We start from the raw sequence: 24,899 nt of genomic DNA, 5'->3' as shown, positions 1-24,899 counted from the left end.
TCTCCTCGACTCAAGATATCCTGCCACGGTGCGACCAAACGGCCGCAGGATCAAGTCCTACCCCCAGGATTTTACGCGACCTCCCATGTTGGCGAACCGGCTTCATGCGGGGCAGAATAGCCTCGCTACGCTGGCAGGCCTGCCCCGCGCGATCATGACGATGACTCTGCACCATGCAATCACGCGGCCGCCGCCAACTTCGTCAACATCAGGACCGCCGCAGGCGGCAAAGGCATCGGCTGTTCGCCGGACGGTCACCCTCTGCACAAGAGGTCCTCGTCTGCATGGCCGGCATGGCACAATGAAAGCCCCGCCCCTACCCCGCCCTTTATGTCTTCCCCCGCCATTATCTTCGCCATCGTCTCGGCCCTGCTGTTCGGCTTCGGGGCCCCGCTTGCCCGACTGTTGCTGAATGACACCAGTCCGCAGATGCTGGCTGGCCTGCTGTATCTGGGCTCAGGTTCGGGACTGGCGTTGTGGCGGCTATGGCGTCCGTCCCAGGGACAGGAAGCCCCGCTGCGACGCAAGGATCTGCCTGCTCTCGGCCTGATGGTGATCTGCGGCGGCCTGCTCGGCCCCTGGCTGCTGATGGAAGGACTGCAACACACGGATGCGGCGCGCGGCTCACTGCTGCTGAACCTCGAGAGCGTCGCCACCTTGCTGATCGCCTGGCTGATCCTGCGCGAAGCCGTTGACCGGCGTCTGCTGCTGGGAGCGTTGGCGATTGTCGCCGGCAGCCTGTGCCTCAGCTGGCAGGGTCAGGGCCATGCCAGCCAGGGCGGCTGGCTGATCACGGCTGCCTGTCTGTGCTGGGGCATCGACAACAATGCCACCAACCGACTATCCCATGCCGATCCGGTCCGGCTGGCGATGCTGAAAGGCCTGATCGCCGGCCCCTGGAATCTGCTGCTGGCCGTTGCCGCCGGCCATGCTCTGCCCGCCATCGGCATCAGCCTGACCGCCATGCTGCTGGGCCTGCTGGCCTATGGCCTGAGCCTGGTGCTGTATATCCTGGCCAGCCGCGGCCTGGGTGCCGCCCGCAGCGCCGCCTACTTCGCGCTGGCCCCTTTTGCCGGTGCCGCGTTTGCCGTCGCGATCCTGCACCAGCCGCTGACCGGACTCATGATACTGGCCGCCCTGCTGATGGCCCTCGGAGTCGGCCTGCATCTGCTGGAAGACCATGCCCACGAACATCAACACGAACCGATGGAACACGAACACCGCCATCGTCATGACGAACATCATCAGCACGCTCACCAGCCCGATGATCCACCCGGCGAATGGCACAGCCATCCGCACCGCCATGCTCCGCTGCGCCACAGCCATGCGCATTACCCGGATCTGCATCACCGGCATCGGCATTGAGACCAGATATCCCTTGAACTCCGCCTCGGTGCTGCTTCAACGCATCACATGCAGGAAACCCAGCTTGAACAGCAATACCAGATAGAACAACGGCCACAGGAATATTCCGCGCAGTTTCACGCCCACCAGATTGTCGATGGTCTTCCACACCGGATGAAAATCGATATACCGCGGCAGACAGTACTTGGTCAGCGCAAAACCCACGCCAAGATAGGCCAGCCAAGGCAGCAGCGAGAAGATCGCCTCCTTGGCGCCAAACCAGTGGGCAATCGTGAACAACACATAGGCCACCAGCATGGAAGCCAGCCACGCTCCCCATCCCAGCAGATAATGAATGAAAAGCTCGCGCAGCCGGGCCTGCTTTTCGGCTTCCCTGTCGGTGGTCATCGTCCTTGCTCCATATCGCACAGCTTCCGTATGGCGCGAACATCCCTGTCCAAGGCCTTTATCCTAAGCCAGGTGCCGATGAGCCAAAGACGAAGAGCGCATGAGGAAGTCGTGAATCCAATAGCCGGTTCGGCTTGCATCGACGGCCCACGTCGTCGCCGTCCTTGGCAATTGCATCCAGAATGGCGTCTGTCGACAGTATCTGGACTGAAATATTTTCCGGGAACCACGGAAAGCCGGCATGCAAACACATCTTCCACGACATCTTGACCATAACTAGGCGTAAACCCGGAACAGAATGGTCTTCCTGTCCCTTCCTGTCGGAAGAGCCATGAACCACCCCTCCCGGACCCGCTCCGGCACGACCATCCTGCTGCTTGGCATGGCTTGCATCTCGCCAGGAGCTGCCGCAGATCCTGGCGGCCAAAACCCTGTTGCCCGGACGCCATCGTCAGCATCCGGGGAGGCAAGACATCAAACCATGATGGATGACGCCAAGGATATCGCCAGATCCGGACAGCTCACGCCAGAACAGGCGGCCAGACATCTGAAGGATGAAGATCTTCTGTCCACGCTTGCCTCTGAACTGAAGGCTAAATACGCAGATCGATGAGCTGGCCTTTACATCACTCACAGGTCTGAAACCCATCTTGTCGTGCGCCTGAAAGCTTCTGCCCAGGAGGCGATCGATGCATCAAAGTACCTGCCTGACGATGCACCCGTCACCATTACAGGCGGCGCAAGCCACACCCTGCGGGAATTGCAGGATTTGATTGAACGTCATATGTCCGACCTGAAGGCCGCCGTGCCCGGACTGCAAGGGATTTACGCCGACCAGAGAACAGGCGAAGTCGTGCTGGATGTTTACGGCAGCCCCTCCCAGGCCAGGTCATGGCACGACATCGCCAGGCAGATGGTGGAGGCACCTGTTCGAGTCGATAGACATTCAAGCCGTCTGATCCACCAGATCAGCAGATGAGCAATAACGGGAATCCCCATCAACCCCGAATTCCCGCCCATGAAATCACGCGACTCATGGATTCAATGATGCCGACAGGTGCGCTTGGCGAGGTTTTTCGGGATGCTCAATCGGAGACAGCATCGCACGAAGGTGATGGCAAAGACACCGTGCACAACCGTAGCCGCGAGGCGGCAGCAATCGCCATCTGCAGAAGTGGCCTGACATCCTGCGAGGTCACTTTGCGTACGAGTGTGCCACCGGAACTGGCCTCCGCACATGCTGGGAAGCATGCCATGGCATCATCACCCACATCCGGAACCGGTTGGCAGCCTCCCCGCTCCGGCACGGCGAATATGGCCAACAAAAAGCCCGGACGGCCTTGCAGCGTGTCCGGGCTTCAGTGTTCAGAGACGGGAAGCGATCAGGCTTCGGGACGCATATAAGGGAACAGCAGCACGTCGCGGATCGAAGCCGAGCCGGTCAGCAGCATGACCAGACGGTCGATGCCGATGCCCAGGCCGCCGGTGGGCGGCAGGCCGACTTCCAGCGCGCGGATATAGTCGGCGTCGAAATGCATGGCTTCGTCGTCGCCGGCATCCTTGGCATCGACCTGGGCCTGGAAACGGGCGGCCTGGTCTTCCGGATCGTTCAGTTCCGAGAAGCCGTTGGCCAGTTCCTTGCCGTTGACGAACAGCTCGAAGCGGTCGGTGATGCCCGGATCGGTGTCGCTTTCACGCGCCAGCGGCGAGACTTCCACCGGATGATCGGTGATGAAGGTCGGCTGGATCAGGGTGTGCTCGACGGTGTGCTCGAAGATTTCCAGCAACAGCTTGCCCCAGCCGTAGCCGGGCTTCACGTGGATGCCCAGCCGCGTGGCGTGATCGGCCATTGCCTCGCGGTTGCGCAGGTCGTCGCGGCTGATCTCCGGATTGTGTTCCAGTACCGCATCTTCCATCCGCCAGCGGCGGAAGGCCGGACCGACATCGATATCGGCGCCGTCCCACTGCACTTCGGTGCTGCCCAGCACGCTTTGCGCACAATCCCGGATCACGTCCTCGGTAAGGTCCATGATGTCGTGATAGGTGGCATAGGCCTGGTACAGCTCCAGCATGGTGAATTCGGGGTTGTGCCGGGTCGACACGCCCTCGTTGCGGAAGTTGCGGTTGATCTCGTAGACGCGCTCGAAACCGCCCACCACCAGCCGCTTCAGATACAGCTCCGGTGCCACCCGCAGATACAGGTCCAGATCCAGAGCGTTGTGATGGGTGATGAAGGGCTTGGCACTGGCACCACCGGGGATGACGTGCATCATCGGGGTTTCCACTTCCATGAAGCGGCGTGGCTCGGCTTCAAGCCAGCTGCGGATAAAGCCGATGATGCGCGAGCGCAGCGCGAAGGTACGACGGGCTTCTTCGGTGACGATCAGATCGACATAGCGACGACGATAGCGCTGCTCGACATCCGACAGACCGTGGAACTTGTCGGGCAGCGGACGCAGGCTCTTGGTCAGCAGACGCAGCTCTTCCACCCGCAGCGACAGCTCGCCGGTCTTGGTGCGCATCAGCAGGCCGCGGGCACCGACGATGTCGCCCACATCCCAGGTCTTGAAGCCCTGGTAGGTTTCGTCACCGACGGTACCGGCATGGATGAACAACTGGATGCGGCCGCTGAAGTCCTGGATCTGCACGAAGCTGACCTTGCCCTGCACGCGCTTCAGCACGATGCGGCCAGCCAGCCGCACTTCGCGACCGGCGGCTTCGACAGCCTCGGCCGTCCAGCGCTCTTCATCGGCAAATTCGGTTTTCAGATCCCCCGCGAAGGCATCGACCTTCCAGTCGTTGGGGAAAGCCACGCCTTCGCTGCGCAGCTGCTTGAGTTTCTCGCGGCGCTCGGCGATCAGCTTGTTTTCGTCAATGGCGACGACGGCGTCGGCGGCTTGCTCGGTCATGGTCTTGGTGTCTTTGAAGGCTTGCGTGTATTGATGGTCTCCGGGGACAGCGGCCCCGGAGACCGTGGGCGATCAGGCGTCAAGGCGCTTTGCGCCAGCATCCAGGCCCGATTTCAGGCTGGCCTCGACGAATTCGTCGAGGTCGCCATCCAGCACTTTCTGGGTATCGGTGCGTTCGATGCCTGTGCGCAGATCCTTGATCCGGCTCTGGTCCAGCACGTAGTTGCGGATCTGGCTACCCCAGCCGATATCGGACTTGGAGGCTTCCAGCGCATCCTTTTCGGCATTGCGCTTCTGCACTTCCAGCTCGTACAACTTGGCTTTCAGCATCTTCATCGCGCGGTCGCGGTTGGCATGCTGGCTGCGCTCGGTCTGGCACGCCGCGACCACGCCGGTCGGCACGTGGGTGATACGCACCGCCGATTCGGTCTTGTTGACGTGCTGACCGCCGGCCCCACTGGAGCGGTACACATCGGTACGCAGGTCGGCCGGATTGATGTCGATTTCGATGTCGTCATCGACTTCCGGCGACACGAACACCGAGGTGAAACTGGTGTGGCGGCGATTGTCGGAGTCGAACGGGCTCTTGCGGACCAGCCGGTGCACGCCGATCTCGGTCTTCAGCCAGCCATAGGCATAATCGCCTTCGACCCGGAAGGTCGCCGACTTGATGCCGGCCACGTCGCCGCCGCTGACTTCCAGCAGCTCGGTGTTCCAGCCGCGGGATTCGCACCAGCGCAGATACATGCGCAGCAGCATTTCGGCCCAGTCCTGGGCCTCGGTGCCACCGGCACCGGCCTGGATGTCGATAAACGCGTTGCAGGCATCCATCTTGCCGGAGAACATGCGCTGGAATTCCAGCTTGCCGACGCGGGCCTCCAGTGCGGCGACATCGCCGACGATGGCGTTGACGGTGTCTTCGTCACCGTCGGCGGCCGCCATCTCCAGCAGTTCGCCGGCATCGTCCAGCCCCGAGCCCAGCTCGTCAATGCCGTTGACGATGGTCGCCAGCCGGGCACGCTCGCGGCCCAGTTCCTGGGCACGCGCGGGGTCATCCCAGACGCTGGGGCTTTCCAGTTCGCGATTTACTTCTTCCAGACGCTCGCTCTTGGAAGGGTAGTCAAAGATACCCCCTAAGCAAGGCTACGCGCTCGATGAGGTCGGAAATCTGCGCCTGGATGGGATTGGTCTCGATCATAACTGCCATGCGGTCGGTGGATTCAAACGGCTTATTTTATCAGATCAGCGAGGCGATCAAGTCGCCGCCGCTCAGCTGCCGAAAATGGTCTTCAAGGTAGCCGCCGAAGGCATGCCCGGCACCATCCGGATCGTGCCCTTGGCATCCTGATACAGCAGCGTCGGGGTACCGTCGATGCCGAGCTTGTCCATCAAGGCCTCGTTGCCGTCGATCTTTTTGCGGATCGCCTCCGGCACATCCTTGAGCACCTGCACCGGACTGTTGTCGCGGAAATGCTGCTCATGCGCCACATAGGTCGCATGCGGGTCCGCTGCAGCCAGCACCGCCGCGCCGCGGCCCAGACTCTGCGGCGCGATCACTGCGACGATGATGTTGCGGATCTGCACATCACCCTGCTGCAGATAGGGCTGGGTGGCCTGCCACAGCCGATGGCAATACGGGCACTCGGTATCGGTGAACACATAGACGATGTGCTTGGGGTGATTGCTGCCCTCGGCGACCCAGGCGGTTTTCTCCAGCGAGCTCCACAGACCGGCATCCAGCCTGGGCGTGAGCGCGTCACGGAAAGGGCCGGAGGTCAGATCGCCCCCCTTGGCGTCATAAAGGCTGCCGATCACGGCATGCTGGCCGTCGGGCAAAAGATAGACCGGTACCGGCTGATCATGATAACGGCCCAGAAAACCCTGATAGCCCTGCGGGGCATCCATGGATCCGGTGATTTCGATGCCGCCCGCCTTGGCCAGCGCCTGGATCGGGGCCGGCACCGTGGAGCCGGCCGTGGCCGATGGCGTGGGATTGCTCTGGACCTTGTTGCAGCCCATCAGCAAAAAGCCGGCCGCGGCCAGCAAGGCGTACCTGTTCAACATGCGCATCCTGAGACTTTCCATCAACCACCGGGTGTGATCAGACAGTATAGCGAGGGATCCGGCCGCCTGCCCCGATGGCGACCGGATCGGTTCAGGACACGCGGCTCGGTGATACCGATTCAAAATCCGTCCATCACCTGCCACGCACCGCTCAGGCAGGGCTCGCCTGCAGATGCACCCCCTGCACCGCCCGCCCCGATGGATCGGCGGCTGTGGCAAAGGCCGGATCCCAGGCGATGGCGGCCGGCGAGGAACAGGCGATGGATTTGCCGCCCGGCACGGTCGCGGCGGCCGCCGGACCGGGATAGAACTGCTCGAACACGGCCCGGTAGTAATAAGCCTCCTTGGTAGCCGGCGGGTTGTGCGGGAAACGTGCCGCCGCCGCCGCGAATTCCCGATCGCTGACCTGGGCTTCGGCATGGGCTTTCAGGCCATCGATCCAGCCGTAGCCCACCCCGTCACTGAACTGCTCCTTCTGACGCCAGAGAATCTCGTCCGGCAAGGCCCCTTCGAAGGCCTCGCGCAGCACCGCCTTTTCCATCCGGCCGCCGCCGGCCATCTTGTCGGCCGCGTCAAAGCCCATGGCGACATCCATGAACTCGCGATCCAGGAACGGCACCCGTGGCTCGACGCCCCAGGCCATCATCGACTTGTTGGCACGCAGGCAGTCATAGCTGTGCAAGGCATCGAGTTTGCGCACAAGCTCCTCGTGGAAGGCCTCGGCCGAGGGCGCCTTGTGGAAATACAGATAGCCGCCGAAGATTTCGTCCGAGCCCTCGCCGGACAGCACCATCTTCACCCCCATCGCCTTGATCCGTCTGGCCAGCAGATACATCGGGGTGGATGCGCGGATGGTGGTGACATCATAGGTCTCGATATGCCGGATGACCTCGGGCAAGGCATCCAGACCTTCTTCGAAACTGTAGACAAAACCGTGATGCACCGTGCCCAGCGCCTGTGCCGCGCGTTCGGCCGCCGCCAGATCCGGCGAGCCTTCCAGGCCGATGGCAAACGAGTGCAGCCGCGGCCACCAGGCTTCGCTGCGATCATCATCCTCGATCCGCTCGCGGGCGAAACGGGCGGCACAGGCAGCCACCAGCGAGGAGTCCAGCCCGCCCGAGAGCAATACCCCATAGGGGACATCCGTCATCAACTGCCGGTGCACGGCCTGCTCGAACGCCTGCCGCAGGGCGGCCCTGTCGGCCGGCCTGCCCTGGACGACGGCATAGTCGCGCCACGGTCGCTGATAATATTGCCGCAGCTCACCGCTGGCGCTGTCATAGATATGACCGGCCGGAAATTCGGCCACGTCGGCACAGATGCCGGACAGCGACTTCAGCTCCGAGGCCACCAGCAGGCGACCTTGCGCATCATGCCCCCAGTACAAGGGGCAGACCCCGATCGGATCGCGCGCAATCATATAGCGGCGGGACTCGCCATCCCACAAGGCAAAGGCGAAAATGCCGTTGAGCTTGTTGGCAAGATCGGCATCCCCGGCCAGATACAAGGCATTGATGACTTCGCAGTCCGAGCCGGTGGTGAAGTCGTAGTCGCTGGCTGCCCGCAGTTCGCGATGGTTGTAGATTTCGCCATTCACCGCCAGTGCCAGCCGCCCGTCCCGCGACCGCAGCGGCTGCGAACCGCTGGCCGGATCGACAATCGCCAAACGCTCATGGACCAGAATCACCTCGGGCGCCACATACACGCCACTCCAGTCCGGGCCGCGATGCCGCTGCCGCTGCGACAAGGCCAGCGCCTGCTGGCGCAGCGCCAGCAGATCATCACCGGGATGCAGATCAAACATGCCAAAAATCGAACACATGCCAAGCCCCTTGGGTTGTTGTCAGTCGGTTTTGCAGCGTCTGAAACGACAAAGGCCCGCTCTTCAGCGGGCCTTTGTGATCTCGTGATCGTTGATTCGATTACGCGAAGATCCACCTGCCCGAGAGAGCCTGAAGATTATTGTTCGCGTTATTGTCGACGGCCGCCAAGACGGCCGACCCGGAAGGGATCGTCGTGCATTTCAGCGGAGTCGAAAGAATCATCATGCTCGGACTAAACCATAAACCCGAGTCCGACGCAAGCCCCCCTGGCGTCCCTCAAGCAACCCCTCAGCCCGACCTGACCTCGAAACCGGCATCGGTGATGGCCTGACAGATCTGCGCCTCGTCGATATGGGCCGGATCATAGTCCACCACCACCCGGTGCGCGGCATGGTCGGCCTCGGCAGCGGCGATGCCTTCGCGTGCTCGCAGCACGCGATTCAAGCGGCCGGAGCAGCCGCCACAGGTCATGCCATCTACATTCAGTTCAATATGCGTCACCGTGCATCTCCTGTTTCAGTGTCCAGATTGCGCAACCGGGGCATCGATCCCGGGATGTGCCCATCGCCCCAGTCGCAGTGAATTGCCGACCACCGAGACCGAACTCAGGGCCATCATCGCGCCGGCCAGCATCGGATTCAGCCAGCCCAACGCGGCCAGCGGAATCCCCACAAGGTTGTAGCCAAATGCAAAGCACAGATTCTGGCGGATGGTCCGCAATGTCGCGTGGGACAACGCTATCGCCTGCACTACCGCCATCAGTCGATCCTGCATCAGCACCACACCGGCAGTCTCGATCGCCACCATCGAGCCACCGCCCATGCCGATGCCGATATCAGCGGTCGCCAGCGCCGGACCGTCATTGATGCCATCGCCCACCATCGCCACCGGACCGGCGGCGGATTGCTGCAATTCATGCACCCTATCGGCCTTGCCTTCGGGCAGGACCCCGGCCCGATAGTCATCAATGCCCGTGGCACGGGCGATGACCGCCGCCACCTGCGGCTGATCCCCCGTCAGCATGACCGTATGCAGACCCATGTCGCGCAAGGCCGATACCGCCTGCAAGGCATCCTCACGCAAGGCATCCGAAATCTCGAAGCAGGCGACCAGACGGCCGTCCACCGCCATAGCCACCTGGGCCAGCGACTTGCCATCACCCGAAACGTCCAGCCAGTCCGGCGCCGGCCGCCCGTCCAAGACCCATTCCAGTTGGCCAAGCCGCATCCGACCAGCCTGCATGCTGGCCTGCAGCCCCTTGCCAGCCTCGGTGCGCAAGGCCTCCAGCGGCAGCAAGTCGATGCCCTCGACCTCGGCCGCGTCCAAAAAAGCCCGCGCCAGCGGATGCGCCGAGCCACGCTCCAGCGAAGCCGCCCATTGCAGCACCTGTTCACGCCGGCGACCCGGCGCAAGCCTCACGGACCGGATCGCCGGCCGGCCGCGCGTCAGCGTCCCGGTCTTGTCGAAAACCACCACCTTGACCTTGCCCAGACGCTCCAGCACCTCGGCATCGCGGATCATGATGCCCGAGCGCGCCGCCACGCCGGCCCCGACCATGATGGCAGTCGGTGTGGCCAGGCCCAGCGAACACGGGCAGGCAATGACAAGGACCGCCACAGCGCGGACCATCGCGAGCGAGAAATGCCCGCTCCAGATCCAGGTCACCACCAGAGTCAGCAAGGCCAGCCCGAGAACGGCCGGCACGAACACGGCCGCGACCCGGTCGGCCAGCCGCTGCACCGGGGCCTTGGAGCCCTGAGCCTGCTCGACCCGCTGGATCATCCTCGCCAGCAGCGTATCGCCCCCCACCCCGGTGACCTCGACCCGCAACCAGCCCGATCCATTCACGCTGGCCGCATGGACCATCGCGCCCGCCGACTTGGCCACCGGCATGGCTTCGCCGGACAGCATCGACACGTCGATGCTGGATTCGCCCGCGATTACCCGGCCATCCACCGGCACCTGCTCGCCCGCCGGCACCTGGACGACATCGCCAGCCACGATCCGGCCCACATCCAGCTCGATCAATTCGCCATCACGCTCGACCCGGGCGGTCTCCGGCTGCAATTGCATCAGCGCACGCACCGCCGCCGTGGTCTGATGGCGGGCACGCCCTTCCATCAGCCGCCCCCACAGGATCAGACTGATGATCACCGCGCTGCTGTCGAAATAGACTTCACCCGGCCATCGCCCCAAGGTCAGCACAAGGCTGTAGAGATAAGCCGCACTGGTGCCCAGCACCACCAGCACATCCATATTGGCATGACGGCCCCGCACGGCCCGCCATGCGGCGCGATAGAAGCCGGCCGCGGCCCAGCACTGGATCGGCGTGGCCAGCGCCAGCTGCCAGCCACGAGGCAGCCCGTCATGAAGCCAGCCAGGCATGTCGCCAGGGACCCACATCAACAGCATCGGAAGCAGCAGGGGCAAGGCCAGCAGACTGGCTGCCACGGCCTGTATCCGGGAGCGCCGCCAGGCCTTGAGCTCGGCCGCCTCGCTGGCCTCCAGTGCCTGGCCTTTCAGCCGTACCTGCTGGAACGGGATATATCCGCTGCGACGGATGCCATCCTCCAGCTCCGCCTCGCTGACCAAGGCCGGCTGGTAATCGATGCTGACCTGCCCGGCTGCCAGATTCACACTGGCCTTGACCTCGGGCAATTGCTGCAAGACCTTTTCCACCGCACCACTGCAAGCGCTGCAGGTCATGCCCTCGACGCCCAGCACCAGCTGGCGACGGGGCACATCGAAACCGGCGCGCCGTACGCTTTCCAGCCACTGCATCGGCCGGACTTGCCGCGGATCGTAGCTGAGATGCGCATGCTCGGCCGCCAGATTGACCTGGGCCTTCACACCCGGCAGGCGATTGAGCACCTGCTCGACACTGGCGGCGCAGGCCGCGCAGGTCATGCCTTCAACCGGAAAGTCAGCTTCTCTGCTGTGCATGTCAGGACTCACGATCAGACTCCGACGGGTGGCAGACACGTCCTTGCAGTGACATCAGAATCGGACAATGCTCCGGATCGCCTTGTCCCGGACAGGCCTCGACCAGGCCGGCCAGCGCCTCGCGCATGCGGGTCAGCTCGCGAATTCGCTGATCCAGCTCGATCAGGCGCTGGCGTGCCCGCTGCTGCACGCCTTGCACACCGGCCTCGCGGTCGGTGGACAAGGCCAGCAACTGACGGATCTCGTCCAGACTGAAACCCAGCTGCTTGGCCTCGCGAACAAACTGCAGGCGGCGCAGAGCCTGGCCGTCGAACTGCCGATAGCCCGCCGCAGAGCGCTCAGCCGGCGGCAACAGGCCTTCCTTCTCGTAGAAGCGGATGGTGTCGATGGCCACGCCGCTGGCCGTGGCCAGCCTGCCGATGCTCATGGGCTTGGAGATCGCTGATGTCATAAGCCAATGATAGACCCTGGAGCGAACTCCAGAGTCAAGCTCCTCGACACCCGACAAGCCCCTCTCGCAAAACCCCGACTAGAACCAGAGCCGCACGCCCGTCATCCATTCGATGCCGCGCAGCCGGACCTGGTCACGCCGCGCCCAGGAACCGGTGGCGCCAAAGCGCTGATCCCAGCCCACGCCGATATACGGCGCGAACTTGCGGCTGAACTCGTAGCGCAGACGCAGGCCCAGATTGGCATCGGACAGTCCGCCTCCCAGCTCGCGCCGCGGATCAGCCCGACTGTAGACCTGGGTCTCGAACTTGGGGCTGAGAATCAGGCGCTGGGTCAGCAACATGTCATATCGAGCCTCGAAACGAAACGCGACCCGCCCCTGAGACGATACATAAGCCATCGCCTCGATCTCGAACCAGTACGGCGCCAGACCCTGGATGCCGCCGGCCAGCCAGCTGCGACTTGGACCGCCACCAGCATCCACCCGGTAGCCGGCCCGCCAGTCCCAGAAGCGGCTCATGGCCTGATCGAACAGCAGCTCGGTACGCGCGCTGCTGCCCTGGCGAGACGAGGACTCGCCCTCGCTTTCGACCCACAGCCGCCGGGTGGGAGTCCCTGCCCAGCCCTCGACATCCCAGGCCGCCTGCGGACCCTGCGGCGTGCCGATCCACTCCAGTTCGTTGGCCAGAAACATGCCCAGCCAGGGGGCATCCCCCATCGCCATGCCCTTGTCGGCCGGCATCAGCGGCATGGTATCCGCCGAGACCATCGGAGCGACATGATCGTTGGCGGGCAATCCGTCGCGGGGACCGGACAAATGCGAATGCACACCCGGCGGATGAAGCTGGCCCTGCGTTGGCCGGTCGGACGATGGTGCTCCCGGCGGATGCTGATGACCGGCCAGCTTCGAAACCATCGGCATGCCAGACATGTCCATCTGCATCTGCGCCCGGACCGGCATGGCCACAAGCGTCACCAGTCCGACCCCGACACCCGCCAGCCGGACTTTCCAGTCAGCCCGCCTCATGCCACCACCACTTCGCGGAACATCCCGGCTTCCATGTGATACAGCAGATGGCAGTGATAGGCCCAGCGCCCCACCGCATCGGCCGTGACCCGATAACTGAGCTCCTGCGCGGGCTGCACCAGTACCGTGTGCTTGCGCACCTGAAACTCGCCATCCGGATTTTCCAGCTCGCTCCACATCCCGTGCAGATGGATGGGATGCGCCATCATCGTGTCATTGACCAGCCGGAACCTGTAACGGGTGCCGCGCTGCAAGCGCAAAGGCTCGGCCTGCGAGCTGCGCACACCGTCAAACGACCACAGATAACGCTCCATATTGCCGGTCAGATGCAGCGTCAGTTCCTTGTCCACCTCCTCCGCGATGGGCGCATCGACGGCATGCAGATCGGCATAGGAGAGCACCTGACGGCCGTTGCTCCGCAGGCCAACGCCGGGATCATCCAGATTGGTACGCGGGGTGGGCACCTGCATGTCGACTTCCACCCCAAGGGCCGGAGACTTAACCCGGTCTCCGCCCATCATGTCACCCATCATGTCATTCATGCTCAAGGGCACGCGGTGATCCATCGCCGGCGGCACGGCTCGCCAGTCGGCACGCGGGGTCAGCGAGCCGCAGGCAAACCCGCTGCGGTCGATGCTCTGGGCGAATATCGACCAGGGACGGTCGCCGGCAGGAGCAACGATGACGTCATAGGTCTCGGCCACCCCGATCCGGAATTCATCGACACTGACCGGCTCGATATCCTGGCCGTCAGCCGCGACCACCTGCATGCGGAGGCCGGGAATCCGCACATCGAAGATCGTCATCGCCGAGCCATTGATGAAACGCAGCTTCACCCGCTCGCCCGGCTTGAACAAGGCCTGCCAGCCTCCCGCCGGACTGGTCCCGTTCATCAGATAGGTGTACAGATGGCCGGAAACGTCAGACAGGTCGGTCGAGCTCATCCGCATCTGGTTCCACATCCTGCGCATCTGCCAGGTAGTCTTCAATCCGCTGCGACGGATCTCCTCCAGCGTCGTCATCGCCGTGCGCCTACCGTAGTTGTAGTAATCGCCCTGCCGGTACAGGTTGTGGAACACGGTGTCGGGATCGCTGTCCGTCCAGTCGGACAGCATCACTACGTAGTCCCGATCCACCGGATGCCGCTCGCCCCCCCGCGGCTCGATGATGATGGGACCGTACAGCCCCGTCTGCTCCTGGAAGTGGCTGTGACTGTGGTACCAGTAGGTACCCGACTGATTGACCTGAAATCGGTACAGGTACTCGCCGCCGGGCGCGATGCCGGCGAAACTCAACCCGGGCACTCCATCCATGTCCGAAGGAAGAATGATCCCGTGCCAGTGCACCGAACTCTCGACGGCCATGCGGTTGCGGACCCGGATGGTGACCATGTCGCCCTGCCGCCAACGCAACAGCGGCCCCGGCAGCTGCCCATTGACCGTGGTCGCCATCGCCTGGCGCCCGGTGAAATTCACCGTCTTGCTGCCAAGCTCCAGTTCGAAGCGCTGACCTTGAAGCGTCTGCCTCGGCAGCTGCAAGGCACGTGAAAAGGCATCCCCAGCCAAAACCATGCCGGCTCCGGCCAAGCCCAGGCCGGTCACAAAACGACGTCGCGCCAAGTCGAGGCCGACGCCAGATATGAAAGATTTCATGGGTGTACTCATCATCAGTTCGACCCTTGAAAGGGCCATTGCCTGACCTGCGCGATCAAGCACGCTGAGAGCAATTACACCAGGGAGGGCGGCCTCATTCTCCGGCGCCAATTACCTTCCGGCGCCTGAGCAACCGCCTTGTCGGCAGGCCGACGGTCAGGCGAAAGAGCGGCGAGTGGAACGACCCAATCCGCGCTTGCCATCCAGCCGGCGCCAGCACATACAAGGCAGCCGGCATGGGAAGGTGAATTCCCATATGGCCCGCTATCTGCAGAGAACGAATCCACATGCATCGCCCGACTTGCAACAGCAAGAGCCGATTCCGCTGAGCCATCAGCGGCAACTAGTTTTGCCGTCATTGGCATCTGCATCGCCGAACCAGGCATTGATCCGAGGCAGCAGACCATCCCATGCCCGGGCAGAAGGACTGGTGACAGCACCAGACACAACCAAGCCACCAGCATCAGCAGCCAGAGCACCCGTGACGAATCCTGTCGTGGTGAAAGGATAGACATGGGAAAAGCATACCGGTCCGTCGTCCATCTTCGCAACGCAGCCGCCTCCTCCGCCCGTCAAGGAAGCGGGCAGCATGTTCCGACCGACTCCATTCACCTCCACGTCTCCGACAGAGAATGTTTTGCCGACCGATACAGTCACCGCACAACGACACTACGACGCCATGGGGCACCGGCACCCGACTGTGCTGCCGCGACCACCGCACCCACTGCCAGCACTAACAGTGCCGTCAAAGGAAGGCCCGGAACAGTAAAGTGCATGATGGCTCACCAGATCTGAAATACCTTGATAACTCGTCGTCATGCCCCCATTGCTGGCAGCTGTTGACGAGAATAGGCATTCGGCTCCATGCCCCCACGCTCCAACGCTGCCAGCCGCCCCAAAGGGCGCCCCTCCTCCCTGTCGAAGCTATGGCCGTTTTTACGCCCGCACAAGAATCTTGGTGCCGGCTGGCTGATCTTTCTCGCCATTTCCTCCAGCACGACATTGCTGCTGCCGGCCATGGTGCGACGTATCATCGATCATGGTTTCAAGGACACCAGTCTGGCCAGTCTGAATGCCACCTTCATGGGCCTGTTCGGATTGGCGCTGGTGCTCGCCGTGGCGACCGCCGGGCGATATTTCTGCATCACACTGCTGGGCGAGCGGGCGCTGGCGTCACTCCGCGAACGACTTTACGACCACGTCATCCGCATGGACGTGGATTTTTTCGAGCGCAGTCGCGTCGGGGAGCTGATTTCCCGCCTGAGTTCCGATACCGAGGTGGTCCAGGCCTTGATCGGGTCAGGTATCTCGGTGGCCTTGCGCAGCGCCGTCATGCTGGTCGGCGCCGCCATCGCCATGGTCTGGACCAGCCCCCGGCTGGCCGGCCTTATCGCCTTGGTGATCCCGGCCGTGATGCTGCCCATCATGCTGTTCGGGCGCAAAGTCCAACGCCTGTCCCGACAGAGTCAGGATCGGCTGGCGGATGCGGCAGCGATCGCCAACGAAACCTTGAATGCCGCTGCTGCCGTCAAGGCCTATGGCCGCGAAGGCATCGAGAGCCGCCATTATGCGGAAGCCATCCGCGCCGCACTGTCCACGGCCCGTAGGCGCATCAGCACTCGTGCCCTGCTGACCATGATCGTGATCGTGCTGGTCTTCGGCGCCATCACCGTGGTGTTGTGGGCAGGCGCCCGGCAAGTGGTCGCCGGGACCCTGGATCCGGGCGTACTGGGCCAGTTCGTGCTTTATGCGGTCTTCGCGGCCGGCTCGGTGGCCGGCCTGTCCGAAGTGTGGGGCGACGTGCTGCGCGCAGCCGGTGCGATGGAGCGGATTGGCGAGCTGTTGTCCGAACGCAGCCAGATCACCGATCCGCCGGCCCCCCTTCGGCTGGCCAGCCCCACCACTGGAACCCTGCGCTTCGAGCAGGTCGGCTTCCACTACCCCAGTCGACCGGACCGCGCCGCACTGGAGCAGTTCGACCTGCATATCCGTGCGGGTGAAACCGTGGCCCTGGTCGGCCCCTCCGGCGCAGGCAAAAGCACGGTACTGGCCCTGCTGCTGAGGTTTTATGACCCGCAGCATGGGCGGATCATGCTGGATGGTGTGGACCTGCGGGAATTGCGGCTGGCCGAACTGCGTGGCGCCATGGCCCTGGTGCCACAGGAGGCCGCCATCTTTGCCGGCAGTGCCGCCGATAATCTGCGATTCGGCCGGGAGAGTGCAACCCTGGAGGAAGTCCAGGCGGCAGCCCGTGATGCGGCGGCAGCCGAATTTATCGAGGCCCTGCCCCAGCAGTACGATACGGCGCTCGGCGAGCACGGAGTGCGACTCTCCGGCGGGCAGCGCCAGCGGCTGGCCATTGCGCGCGCGATATTGCGCGATGCACCACTGCTGCTGCTGGACGAAGCCACATCTGCTCTGGACGCCCGCTCGGAAGCCGTGATCCAGCAGGCACTGGAGCGGGCCCAGCGCGGCCGTACCACACTGGTGATCGCCCACCGTCTGGCGACGGTCAAGCGCGCGGATCGCATCATCGTGATGGATGGCGGCCGCATCATCGCCCAGGGCACGCATGCGGAATTGATGGCGGAGAACGGACTCTACGCCGATCTGGCACGCCTCCAGTTCATCGACGACGGCAGCTGAGCCGTCTCCTGCTTCAGTCAAGAGCGAGTCATTCAGCCTGTGCCTGGATCAAAGCCGGTGGGTTGCACAGCCCGTCGGGCACCTCAGTCAGTTTCGGCTCGGTGGTTCCTGCCATGAACGATGGCAGGAACCGGCGCCGAGGCATGATGTACGGACAGACAGCCCTGCGGCCTGACCACAACCCTATCGGGAATGCGGCTGCCAGTCGGCCATGATTGCAATTCCGCTCGCCGCCCGGCTCTCCATGGCGGCAATCGCCCCCATGCCTTCCAGCATCCACATGGGACCGGCCCGGCCATGACCTGCGCCAATCAGCGCCTCCACGACCAGAAATTGATCCCGAAAAAGGTCGATAACCCGATGAATGGACGCCCCGGATGTACGGCGGCATTGCCCAGCAGCTGCCGCATCGATATCGCTATCGGACCGCGAGGCGTCGGCAACAATGGGGTCACGGCCAGAGCGTACCGACGATTTGATATCGAACAACATGGTTCAGATGTCGAGCGGGATACGCAGGAAGCCGCCCCTGCGCGCTTGACCAGCACAGGCATAAACGTGGAGGCACGTTCACGGGCCAAGGCAACCGGGCGCAGAATTGCAAGACTGCCGGTGGCCGCTGACATCCCCGCAGGGAGCGAGCATCGCATCACCGTTCCATCAGGATCAGGCGCCTTCGGGCATGAAAAAACCGCCACGGGCCGGCATACCTTCGATGGACTCTGAAACCTTCCGTCACCCGCTGGACCGGCAACGCAAAAGCCGGACCCGCGCCATGTCGGCGGGGTCGCGACTCACCTCAATACGGCAAGGTCAGGCGAGTTCGACACTCGATGCCTGGGCACCCTTGGGCCCCTGGGTCACTTCGAACTTCACCCGCGCGCCTTCCTGCAAACTGCGGAAACCCTTGGCGCTGATTGCCGAGAAATGGACGAAGATGTCTTCGCCGCCATCCTCAGGCGCAATAAACCCAAAACCCTTGGCATCGTTGAACCATTTGACCGTACCAAAACGCATACGTTGAACCTCAAAAAGCGTGGAGTTGAAATCACCGGACCACAGGGCCGGACCACACTCGGCCCGGCTTCCGGTGGCCCAGTATCAACATGTTTGCAGGCAAAGCGCAATACGCAAAAAGCAAATGCACACCCGCCAGGGCAGATCAGACGGCAAGCGCCCCGACGGGTCTCACAATTGGGCCAGTACGGCCTTCAGCAACGGCGGAACTTGGGTGGTGGCCACCCGCAGATGTTCGAAGATCTCCTCGATGCTGATCTCCTCTTCATCCCCGCAGCCGGCCGCGAAATTGGCGACCAGCGCCAGACATGCGTAATCCAGTTCCAGCTCACGCGCCAGCGCGGCCTCGGGCATGCCGGTCATGCCGACCAGATCACAACCGTCACGACGCATGCGGGCAATCTCGGCGCGGGTTTCCAGTCGCGGCCCCTGGGTGGCGCCGTAGCAGCCACCATCCACGAGGGCGATGCCGCAGCTCTCGCCAGCCGCCAGCAAACGACGCCGCAAATCGGCGGTGTAGGGTTCGCTGAAGTCGATGTGCTTGACCTCGGCGCCCTCGACATCGCAGAAACTGGTGAAACGGCCATGGGTATAGTCGATCAACTGATCCGGCACGGCCAGCACCCGGGGCCCCATATCGTCGCGAATGCCGCCGACGGCATTGACGCCGATCACCCGGCGCGCTCCCAGACTGTGCAATGCCCACAGATTGGCACGGTAGTTGACCCGATGCGGCGGCAGGGTATGGCTTTCGCCGTGGCGGGCCAGGAAGGCGATGGAATGACCATTCCACTGGCCGCAGACCACATCACCGGAAGCCGGGCCGTAGGGGGTGTCGACGCTGTGCCGCTGGACGTTTTCGAGCCCGGGCAGCTGGTACAGGCCGCTGCCGCCGATGACGGCAAGATCGATGGTGCTGGAAGTCATGGAGTGTTCCTGAAACGGGGTGGGAGCAAGACCGGCGCTTACTTGAAGGCGTAGATCGCGGGCAGGTTGCGGCCCTGCTCCTTGTAGTCCATGCCGAAACCGTAGACATAACGATCCGGCAGATCCACGCCGTTGAAATCGGCCTGGATGCCCGGAGTGCGCCGGTCATGGATCTTGGTGCACAGGGTCACGATCAGCACGCGGCTGGCACCACGGGCCAGGCAGTTTTCGCGGATCGCCTTCAGGGTATGGCCCTCGTCGAGAATATCGTCGACCAGCAGCACGGTACGCCCCTTCATGTCGCATTGCGGTTCACGCAGCCAGTGCAGTTCGCTGCCGGTGGTGGCCCCGCGGTAACGGGTGGCATGTACGTAGTCGAACTCGATATCGGTCTTGATTTCCAGCGCCAGTTCGCCGGCAAAAATCAAGGCACCGTGCATCACGGTCAGATACAGGGCACGCTCGCCCTCGAGAGCGGCATCGATGTCGGCCGCGATGCGGCAGATCGCCTGATTGAGTTGATCACGATCGAACAGCACATCGGATTGGATCAGGGCTTCGGCCAGAGTGGCAGGATAGGTCATGAGTACCTCAGGATAGGGATTCGAGCGCAGTCACCCGCGCAATAAAACGTTGCCGCTGGGGGTTGTCCAGCAGACCGGCCCAGGTCGATGCCACGGCTCCGCGCAAGGGTGCCAGGCGCTCGGCTGACAAACATACGCGGTCGGCGACAGCCGCGATCGCGTCGGGCACCACTTCGGGAAAGCAGGCCAGCACCAGATCGCAGCCCGCATCCAGATGGGCACCGACACGCGCAGCGACATCACCTGCCTCGCCGGCCGCCGCCATGCTGATGTCATCGCTGAAGACGATGCCCTTGAAGCCCAGCTCGCCGCGCAGCACCTCGCCGATCCAGCGTCTTGAATAGCCGGCCGGCCGGCCATCGACGTCAGGATAGACCACATGGGCCATCATCACAGCCTCGGCCCGCATCATGATCGCCTCGGCGAAGGGGCGCAGGTCATCCCGCCGGATCAGCTCCAGCGGCCGCGGATCCACCGCCATCGCCACATGCGTATCGGCCTGCACCGAGCCATGGCCGGGAAAATGTTTGAGCACGGCAGCGGTACCGCCCAGATGCAGGCCGCGCATGTAGGCCTGGACCAGCTCGGCCGTCACTTCCGGATCGGCATGAAAGGCACGTCGACCGATGGCAGCATTGCCGCGCGCCAGATCAGCCACCGGCGCAAAACTGAAGTCGATGCCGCAGGCACGCAGTTCGCTGGCCATCAGCCAGGCATGCTCCTCGGCCAGCTGCACGGCCTCGCCCGGTGCGCGATCCCATGCGGCCCCCAGACTGGCCAGGGCCGGCAGCGCGGTAAAGCCCTCGCGGAAACGCTGGACCGGACCGCCCTCATGATCCACCGCGATCAGAAAATCTTCGCCGGCAATCTCGCGGATCGACTCCACCAGCGCCTGCAACTGCTCACGACTGGTGTAGTTGCGGGCGAACAGGATCACGCCGCTGACGCCATGCGCGGTCAGCCATGATCGCTCGACGGCGGCCAGCCCGGTGCCGGCCAGACCGATCATCAACATGCCTGTGCCCCGGCATCCTCAGCTGCACGCTCGGCCGCCGACCAGATCGCATAAGGATGATCGATCAGGCAGACGTTGTAATAGCGCTCCAGTTCACTGACCTCGGTTCCCAGCCACTCGGGGCGCGGAAAAGCCGCATCCTCGGAGCTCAGCTCGATTTCGGCCACGATCAGCCCCTGATTGCGGCCGGTGAACTCATCGACTTCGAACAGTGCGCCCTCATGCAACACATGATGACGCACCTTTTCGACCACGCCGTCACACAAGGTGTCCAGCATTTCACGGGCATCGGCCGCCGGCACCGGATATTCATATTCGGCACGCGAGACACCACGGGTCGCGGACTTGATGTTCAGCCAGGCCTGTTCTCCGCTCAGGCGGACCCGCACCGAAGACTTGGCCAGCCCCTGCACCAGCGCCTGCATGCCGACAAGATAGCCTTGGGCCATGACTTCGCTGTGCTGGATCCGGTCGCGCCACACATCGCTGCGCACCAGGAATTTGCGTTCAATTTCTACGGCCATGGCCGGCTATCCTCCAGATCAGAAACCGATGCTCGCGCGACGGACGTTTCCGCTTCAAGCGCGCTCGAACAAGGCAATGGATTCAACATGCGCGGTGTGAGGGAACATGTCCATCACACCGGCCTTGACCAGCCGAAAGCCGTGCTCATGCACCAGCAGTCCGGCATCCCGCGCCAGCGAACCCGGGTGGCAGGACACATAGACCAGTCGCCGGGTCTTCTTGCGCGGCAGATAGGCCAGCACCTTGTCCGCCCCGGCCCGCGGCGGATCGAGCAGGATGCTGTCCCAGTCCTCGCGCGCCCAGGCCGTATTGCGCTGGTCTTCGAACAGGTTCGCGACATGGAAGCCGGCATTGTCCAGGCCGTTGCGCGCAGCGTTTTGCGCCGCCCGCTCGACCAGACCATGCTCACCCTCGACGCCGACCACCCTGGCGGCGCGACGGGCAATCGGCAGACTGAAGTTGCCCAGCCCGCAGAACAGGTCCAGCACCTTGTCGGTCGGCTGCGGATCCAGCAGATCCAGCGCCTGCGCCATCATCTTGTGATTCATGCCGGCGTTGACCTGGACGAAGTCCAGCGGCCGGAACGCCAGGCTGACGTCGTCACCAGGCCGGCCACCGCCGATCGAAAAAGACAACTGCATGTCCTGCGGCCACAGCGGATGCACGCTGTCATTGCCACCGGGCTGCAGATAGATCGCCAGCTCATGCGCCTGCCCGAACCGGACCATCGCCGCCTGATCGGCATCCGACAACGGCTTGAGATGACGGAACACCAGGGCCATGCGGCCATCGCCGGCAGCAAACTCGACCTGGGCGATGTCCGCGCCGGCCTGGAGTCCGGAAATCATGTCGGCCAGGGCACCGATATGCGGCCCCAGCGCCGGATGCATCACTTCGCAGCGCTGGATGTCGGCCACGAAGCGGGGATTGCCTTCCTCGCGGAAGCCGACCAGCACCCGTCCTTTCTTGGCGACATGGCGTACCGACAGGCGGCCGCGACGACGATAGCCCCAGGGGCTGTCGGTCAGCGGCGGCAGCCAGCTTTCCGGACTGACCTTGCCTATCCGTTGGAAATTGTCGGCCAGCACCCGCTGCTTGGCCTCGATCTGGGCCGCAGGCGCCAGATGCTGCAGGCTGCAACCGCTGCATTGCTGATAATGCTGGCAGCGCGGCTCCACTCGATCCGGGGAGGCCGTCAGTACCTCCAGCAGCTCGGCCTCGTCATAGTGGCGATGCCGTTTGCGCATTCGCAAGCGTACCTGTTCGCCCGGCAGCGCGCCGGCCACGAAGACGACTTTGTCGCCCTGGCGGGCCACCCCGCGGCCATCATGGCCCAGGTCGACAATGGTGGTTTCAAACTCATTCATGGCATCAGTTCAGCCCGTCCGCGCATGAGCGGATCAGCTGTCCTCGGCTAGGGGTGGATATCCGCCGCCTCCGTGAAGACGACCGGACCAAACCGGCAATGATAACAGGCCATGCCGCCACCCGCAGCGCATCGGCGAGCCCTGTGCTCAGCGCGTCGACTGACGACCGCCACCGGCGGCGCGCAGCCGGCGCAAGGCCGTCACCCAGGGCAACCGGGTGTCATGCCCCGTCAGTCGCACAAACGGCAGACCGCGACCCTCGACCAGGGTATAGCCGTGATCGTCATGGTCCATGCCGTCCAGATACAGCACGCCGTCCGCCAGCCGGGCATCGATGCCCAGTCTCACATAGGGCGGCGAACGGAACACGTGCAACATCATGCCCTGCAGGCCACTGGATGCCCCGCTGCCGCTGAGTGCGGACAACGCCATCACCGCGCGCTGACTGAGGCGCCCGCCGCCATCGCTGCGCAGATTCAAATGGAAGGCCTGCACACCCCCTCCCTGCTGAAGGCGCAGGCCATCCACCCGTCCCTGCACGCGACCGGTGAGCGGACCAAGATCGGCAGAACTGCCGAGCGCCTGCAGATCAATCTGCTGAAATTGCAGGTCACCGGCCAGCTGCATCGGCTGCGTGAAATCCGGCCGGCTGAGTCGAATCCTGTCCGCCAGCAGCGGACCACCCCAGAGCTCGGCCTGCAAGGGCGTATCGAAGCTCCATTGCCGCAGATTGCCATGCATCGCCACCCCGCTCTGACTCCAGATCACCGGCAGGCCGGGCAAGCCCCACGCCCGCGCCGGCTGATCCAGATGCAGACCCTGCACGCTGGCCACCGCCGAGCCCTGCAGACTGCCGGACTGCGGGCTCAACGCCAGTGCATTGAAACGCAGCTGACCACCCCACAGCGACAAACTCAAAGGGGTCAGCAGCCGCCACTGGCCATCGCGACTTTGCGACTGCAACTGTCCTGCCGCCTGCACCGCTCCGCCCAGGGCCACTTGCTTCCAATCCAGTCGCGTCATCGGGCCGAGGCCATGCAGACGCCAGTCCAGCGTCCCCTGCAGCCCCTGCACACTCAAGGGCAGACCTTCCCCCTGAATGGCGACATCCCGGAAATGCAGTGCCAGCGCACGCCAGCCACTGGCCCGCCAGTCCAGAGCGCCATCGATCTGGCCGGATGCCTGCAGCGGCCCTGCCCAGGCTGTGCCATCCAGACTGCCGCCGTAATGCGCCCAGGCACTTGCCAGATCAACATTCAGATGGACCAGGCTCAATTCGCGCACCCTGCCCCTGGCGTCAAACTGGAGGCGGCCGTCGAATCGCAGCGCCTGCGGATCGATCCAGCGCAACCCCAGCGCCACACCTCCATGTTCGACCGCATCCGCATCCAGACCAAGATGAACCGCCGAACCATCCGACAACTGTGCCTGCCAGCCCTGAAGGTTCCAGTGACCGCGCTGCACCACCGCCTGCAACCGGGCTTGCTGCAGATGACCGCCAGCATCGAGCTGGGCATTCAATTGCGCGGTGCCGTCGAGTCCGACGCCGCTGAAGCCGATGCCGGGCAGATTCAGACTGATGTCCCGACCGTGAAATATCCCTGATTCGTGCAAGCCGTCATCGTTCAGATCCAGTGCCAGCTCACCGCTCAGCACCCCCTTGCCGAACAGGCTCTCCCGCCCGCCGCCTCCCCCAGGATGCAACCAGGCCGCCGGCAGCTGATCCATGCTTATCTGCCAGTGACTGGGCTGATCCAAGGGCAAGGCCGCGGAGAATCGGGATTGATCCTGCAGCAGATTGGCAAACAGGCTGTTAGCGAGGGTATCAACCACCAACACCAGTTGTGCATGATCCCAGGCACCACCCGGGGCACCGTGACAGGCCACGCCGCCCACGAAACGCCAGCGCCCGCCCGGCTCGCTGGTCAGGCGACCATTCATCTGGACACCGACGCCACGCCAGCCCAGCCGGTCGATGCTCAGCTGGGCAATCCGCATCACCAGGCCCGGCTGCCCGGCGTCGTCCCGGCCAAGACGGGCCTGCAGCCCCTGCACCTCGACACCGGGCCAATGAGCATGACGCAAGGAGACCACGGTATCCGCCCAGCCGGGCGAACACCACAGCAGCAAAAGCATGCACCACAGCCGGGGACTTGAAGACAACGACATAACCACGCATTGTGCCAAAACTTGCCGGA

General features: G+C 63.7%; 22 protein-coding genes. 4 read left to right on the top strand and 18 right to left on the bottom strand.

Annotated elements, in window-relative coordinates; genetic code table 11:
* The first annotated feature begins 330 nt into the window (after nucleotides 1-330).
* A complete protein-coding gene (locus tag FRAAU_RS08430; RefSeq protein ID WP_014403120.1) occupies nucleotides 331-1,365 on the top strand; it encodes a DMT family transporter in 1,035 nt (344 codons plus the stop codon).
* 36 nt (nucleotides 1,366-1,401) lie between these two features.
* Here the strand turns inward: FRAAU_RS08430 and FRAAU_RS16480 are convergent, their stop codons facing one another.
* The gene (locus FRAAU_RS16480; protein WP_014403119.1) at nucleotides 1,402-1,752 is read right to left on the bottom strand and encodes a hypothetical protein; all 351 of its coding nucleotides are present in this window, start codon (nucleotides 1,750-1,752) and stop codon (nucleotides 1,402-1,404) included.
* 331 nt (nucleotides 1,753-2,083) lie between these two features.
* Between FRAAU_RS16480 and FRAAU_RS17220 the strand changes: the two genes are divergently transcribed.
* On the top strand, nucleotides 2,084-2,365 hold the full coding sequence (locus FRAAU_RS17220; protein ID WP_156803385.1) for a hypothetical protein: 282 nt from the start codon (nucleotides 2,084-2,086) through the stop codon (nucleotides 2,363-2,365).
* 42 nt (nucleotides 2,366-2,407) lie between these two features.
* Nucleotides 2,408-2,731 carry a hypothetical protein gene (locus tag FRAAU_RS08415; protein WP_041270485.1) on the top strand — a complete coding sequence of 108 codons (324 nt, stop codon included), beginning with the start codon at nucleotides 2,408-2,410 and terminating at the stop codon, nucleotides 2,729-2,731.
* 403 nt (nucleotides 2,732-3,134) lie between these two features.
* On the opposite strand, the gene lysS is transcribed toward FRAAU_RS08415, so the two are convergent.
* The 9 genes from lysS to FRAAU_RS08370 form a co-directional block, all read right to left on the bottom strand.
* Complete coding sequence (gene lysS / locus FRAAU_RS08410; protein ID WP_014403118.1) at nucleotides 3,135-4,661, bottom strand: lysine--tRNA ligase; 1,527 nt, start codon at nucleotides 4,659-4,661, stop codon at nucleotides 3,135-3,137.
* Nucleotides 4,662-4,733: 72 nt separating this feature from the next.
* A protein-coding gene (prfB, locus tag FRAAU_RS08405; protein WP_014403117.1) for a peptide chain release factor 2 occupies nucleotides 4,734-5,859 on the bottom strand; the annotation gives its coding sequence in 2 pieces (ribosomal slippage) (nucleotides 4,734-5,783 and nucleotides 5,785-5,859; 1,125 coding nt in all).
* A 71-nt stretch (nucleotides 5,860-5,930) separates the two neighbouring features.
* Nucleotides 5,931-6,725 carry a thiol:disulfide interchange protein DsbG gene (gene dsbG, locus FRAAU_RS08400; protein ID WP_014403116.1) on the bottom strand — a complete coding sequence of 265 codons (795 nt, stop codon included), beginning with the start codon at nucleotides 6,723-6,725 and terminating at the stop codon, nucleotides 5,931-5,933.
* Nucleotides 6,726-6,876: 151 nt separating this feature from the next.
* Nucleotides 6,877-8,547, bottom strand: a complete 1,671-nt coding sequence (gene asnB, locus FRAAU_RS08395) for an asparagine synthase B (protein WP_014403115.1) — start codon at nucleotides 8,545-8,547, stop codon at nucleotides 6,877-6,879.
* A 289-nt stretch (nucleotides 8,548-8,836) separates the two neighbouring features.
* Nucleotides 8,837-9,049 (bottom strand): heavy-metal-associated domain-containing protein, encoded by a 213-nt coding sequence (locus tag FRAAU_RS08390; protein WP_014403114.1) that lies wholly within the window; start codon nucleotides 9,047-9,049, stop codon nucleotides 8,837-8,839.
* 15 nt (nucleotides 9,050-9,064) lie between these two features.
* Nucleotides 9,065-11,491 carry a heavy metal translocating P-type ATPase gene (locus FRAAU_RS08385; protein ID WP_014403113.1) on the bottom strand — a complete coding sequence of 809 codons (2,427 nt, stop codon included), beginning with the start codon at nucleotides 11,489-11,491 and terminating at the stop codon, nucleotides 9,065-9,067.
* 1 nt (nucleotide 11,492) lies between these two features.
* On the bottom strand, nucleotides 11,493-11,918 hold the full coding sequence (locus FRAAU_RS08380; RefSeq protein WP_014403112.1) for a heavy metal-responsive transcriptional regulator: 426 nt from the start codon (nucleotides 11,916-11,918) through the stop codon (nucleotides 11,493-11,495).
* Nucleotides 11,919-12,020: 102 nt separating this feature from the next.
* Nucleotides 12,021-12,968 carry a copper resistance protein B gene (locus FRAAU_RS16475; RefSeq protein WP_014403111.1) on the bottom strand — a complete coding sequence of 316 codons (948 nt, stop codon included), beginning with the start codon at nucleotides 12,966-12,968 and terminating at the stop codon, nucleotides 12,021-12,023.
* Entirely contained in the window at nucleotides 12,965-14,620 is a 1,656-nt protein-coding gene (locus tag FRAAU_RS08370) for a copper resistance system multicopper oxidase (RefSeq protein WP_014403110.1), read from the bottom strand. Before FRAAU_RS08370 ends, FRAAU_RS16475 begins: the two co-directional genes overlap by 4 nt.
* Nucleotides 14,621-15,484: 864 nt before the next feature.
* Here FRAAU_RS08370 and FRAAU_RS08355 point away from each other — a divergent pair.
* Nucleotides 15,485-17,266: an ABC transporter transmembrane domain-containing protein gene (locus tag FRAAU_RS08355; protein WP_014403108.1), complete on the top strand. Its 1,782-nt coding sequence runs from the start codon at nucleotides 15,485-15,487 to the stop codon at nucleotides 17,264-17,266.
* A 183-nt stretch (nucleotides 17,267-17,449) separates the two neighbouring features.
* Here the strand turns inward: FRAAU_RS08355 and FRAAU_RS08350 are convergent, their stop codons facing one another.
* The 8 genes from FRAAU_RS08350 to FRAAU_RS08315 form a co-directional block, all read right to left on the bottom strand.
* Nucleotides 17,450-17,758, bottom strand: a complete 309-nt coding sequence (locus FRAAU_RS08350; protein WP_041270481.1) for a hypothetical protein — start codon at nucleotides 17,756-17,758, stop codon at nucleotides 17,450-17,452.
* A gap of 321 nt (nucleotides 17,759-18,079) precedes the next feature.
* Nucleotides 18,080-18,283, bottom strand: a complete 204-nt coding sequence (locus FRAAU_RS08345; RefSeq protein WP_014403107.1) for a cold-shock protein — start codon at nucleotides 18,281-18,283, stop codon at nucleotides 18,080-18,082.
* Nucleotides 18,284-18,454: 171 nt separating this feature from the next.
* Nucleotides 18,455-19,210, bottom strand: a complete 756-nt coding sequence (locus tag FRAAU_RS08340; RefSeq protein ID WP_014403106.1) for an S-methyl-5'-thioinosine phosphorylase — start codon at nucleotides 19,208-19,210, stop codon at nucleotides 18,455-18,457.
* A 38-nt stretch (nucleotides 19,211-19,248) separates the two neighbouring features.
* Complete coding sequence (locus tag FRAAU_RS08335; RefSeq protein WP_014403105.1) at nucleotides 19,249-19,794, bottom strand: hypoxanthine-guanine phosphoribosyltransferase; 546 nt, start codon at nucleotides 19,792-19,794, stop codon at nucleotides 19,249-19,251.
* Nucleotides 19,795-19,801: 7 nt separating this feature from the next.
* On the bottom strand, nucleotides 19,802-20,809 hold the full coding sequence (gene nagZ / locus FRAAU_RS08330) for a beta-N-acetylhexosaminidase (protein WP_041270480.1): 1,008 nt from the start codon (nucleotides 20,807-20,809) through the stop codon (nucleotides 19,802-19,804).
* A complete protein-coding gene (locus FRAAU_RS08325) occupies nucleotides 20,803-21,333 on the bottom strand; it encodes a CYTH domain-containing protein (RefSeq protein ID WP_014403103.1) in 531 nt (176 codons plus the stop codon). The genes nagZ and FRAAU_RS08325 overlap by 7 nt, the downstream gene beginning before the upstream one ends.
* A gap of 54 nt (nucleotides 21,334-21,387) precedes the next feature.
* Nucleotides 21,388-22,701: a 23S rRNA (uracil(1939)-C(5))-methyltransferase RlmD gene (gene rlmD, locus FRAAU_RS08320; protein ID WP_014403102.1), complete on the bottom strand. Its 1,314-nt coding sequence runs from the start codon at nucleotides 22,699-22,701 to the stop codon at nucleotides 21,388-21,390.
* A gap of 147 nt (nucleotides 22,702-22,848) precedes the next feature.
* Nucleotides 22,849-24,837 (bottom strand): hypothetical protein, encoded by a 1,989-nt coding sequence (locus FRAAU_RS08315; protein WP_014403101.1) that lies wholly within the window; start codon nucleotides 24,835-24,837, stop codon nucleotides 22,849-22,851.
* Between the last annotated feature and the right edge of the window lie 62 nt (nucleotides 24,838-24,899).

The sequence above is a fragment of the Frateuria aurantia DSM 6220 genome, assembly GCF_000242255.2.
GTDB lineage: Bacteria > Pseudomonadota > Gammaproteobacteria > Xanthomonadales > Rhodanobacteraceae > Frateuria > Frateuria aurantia.
The sequence above is the reverse complement of the archived record's forward strand: the minus strand, read 5'-3'. Positions and strand labels throughout refer to the sequence as shown.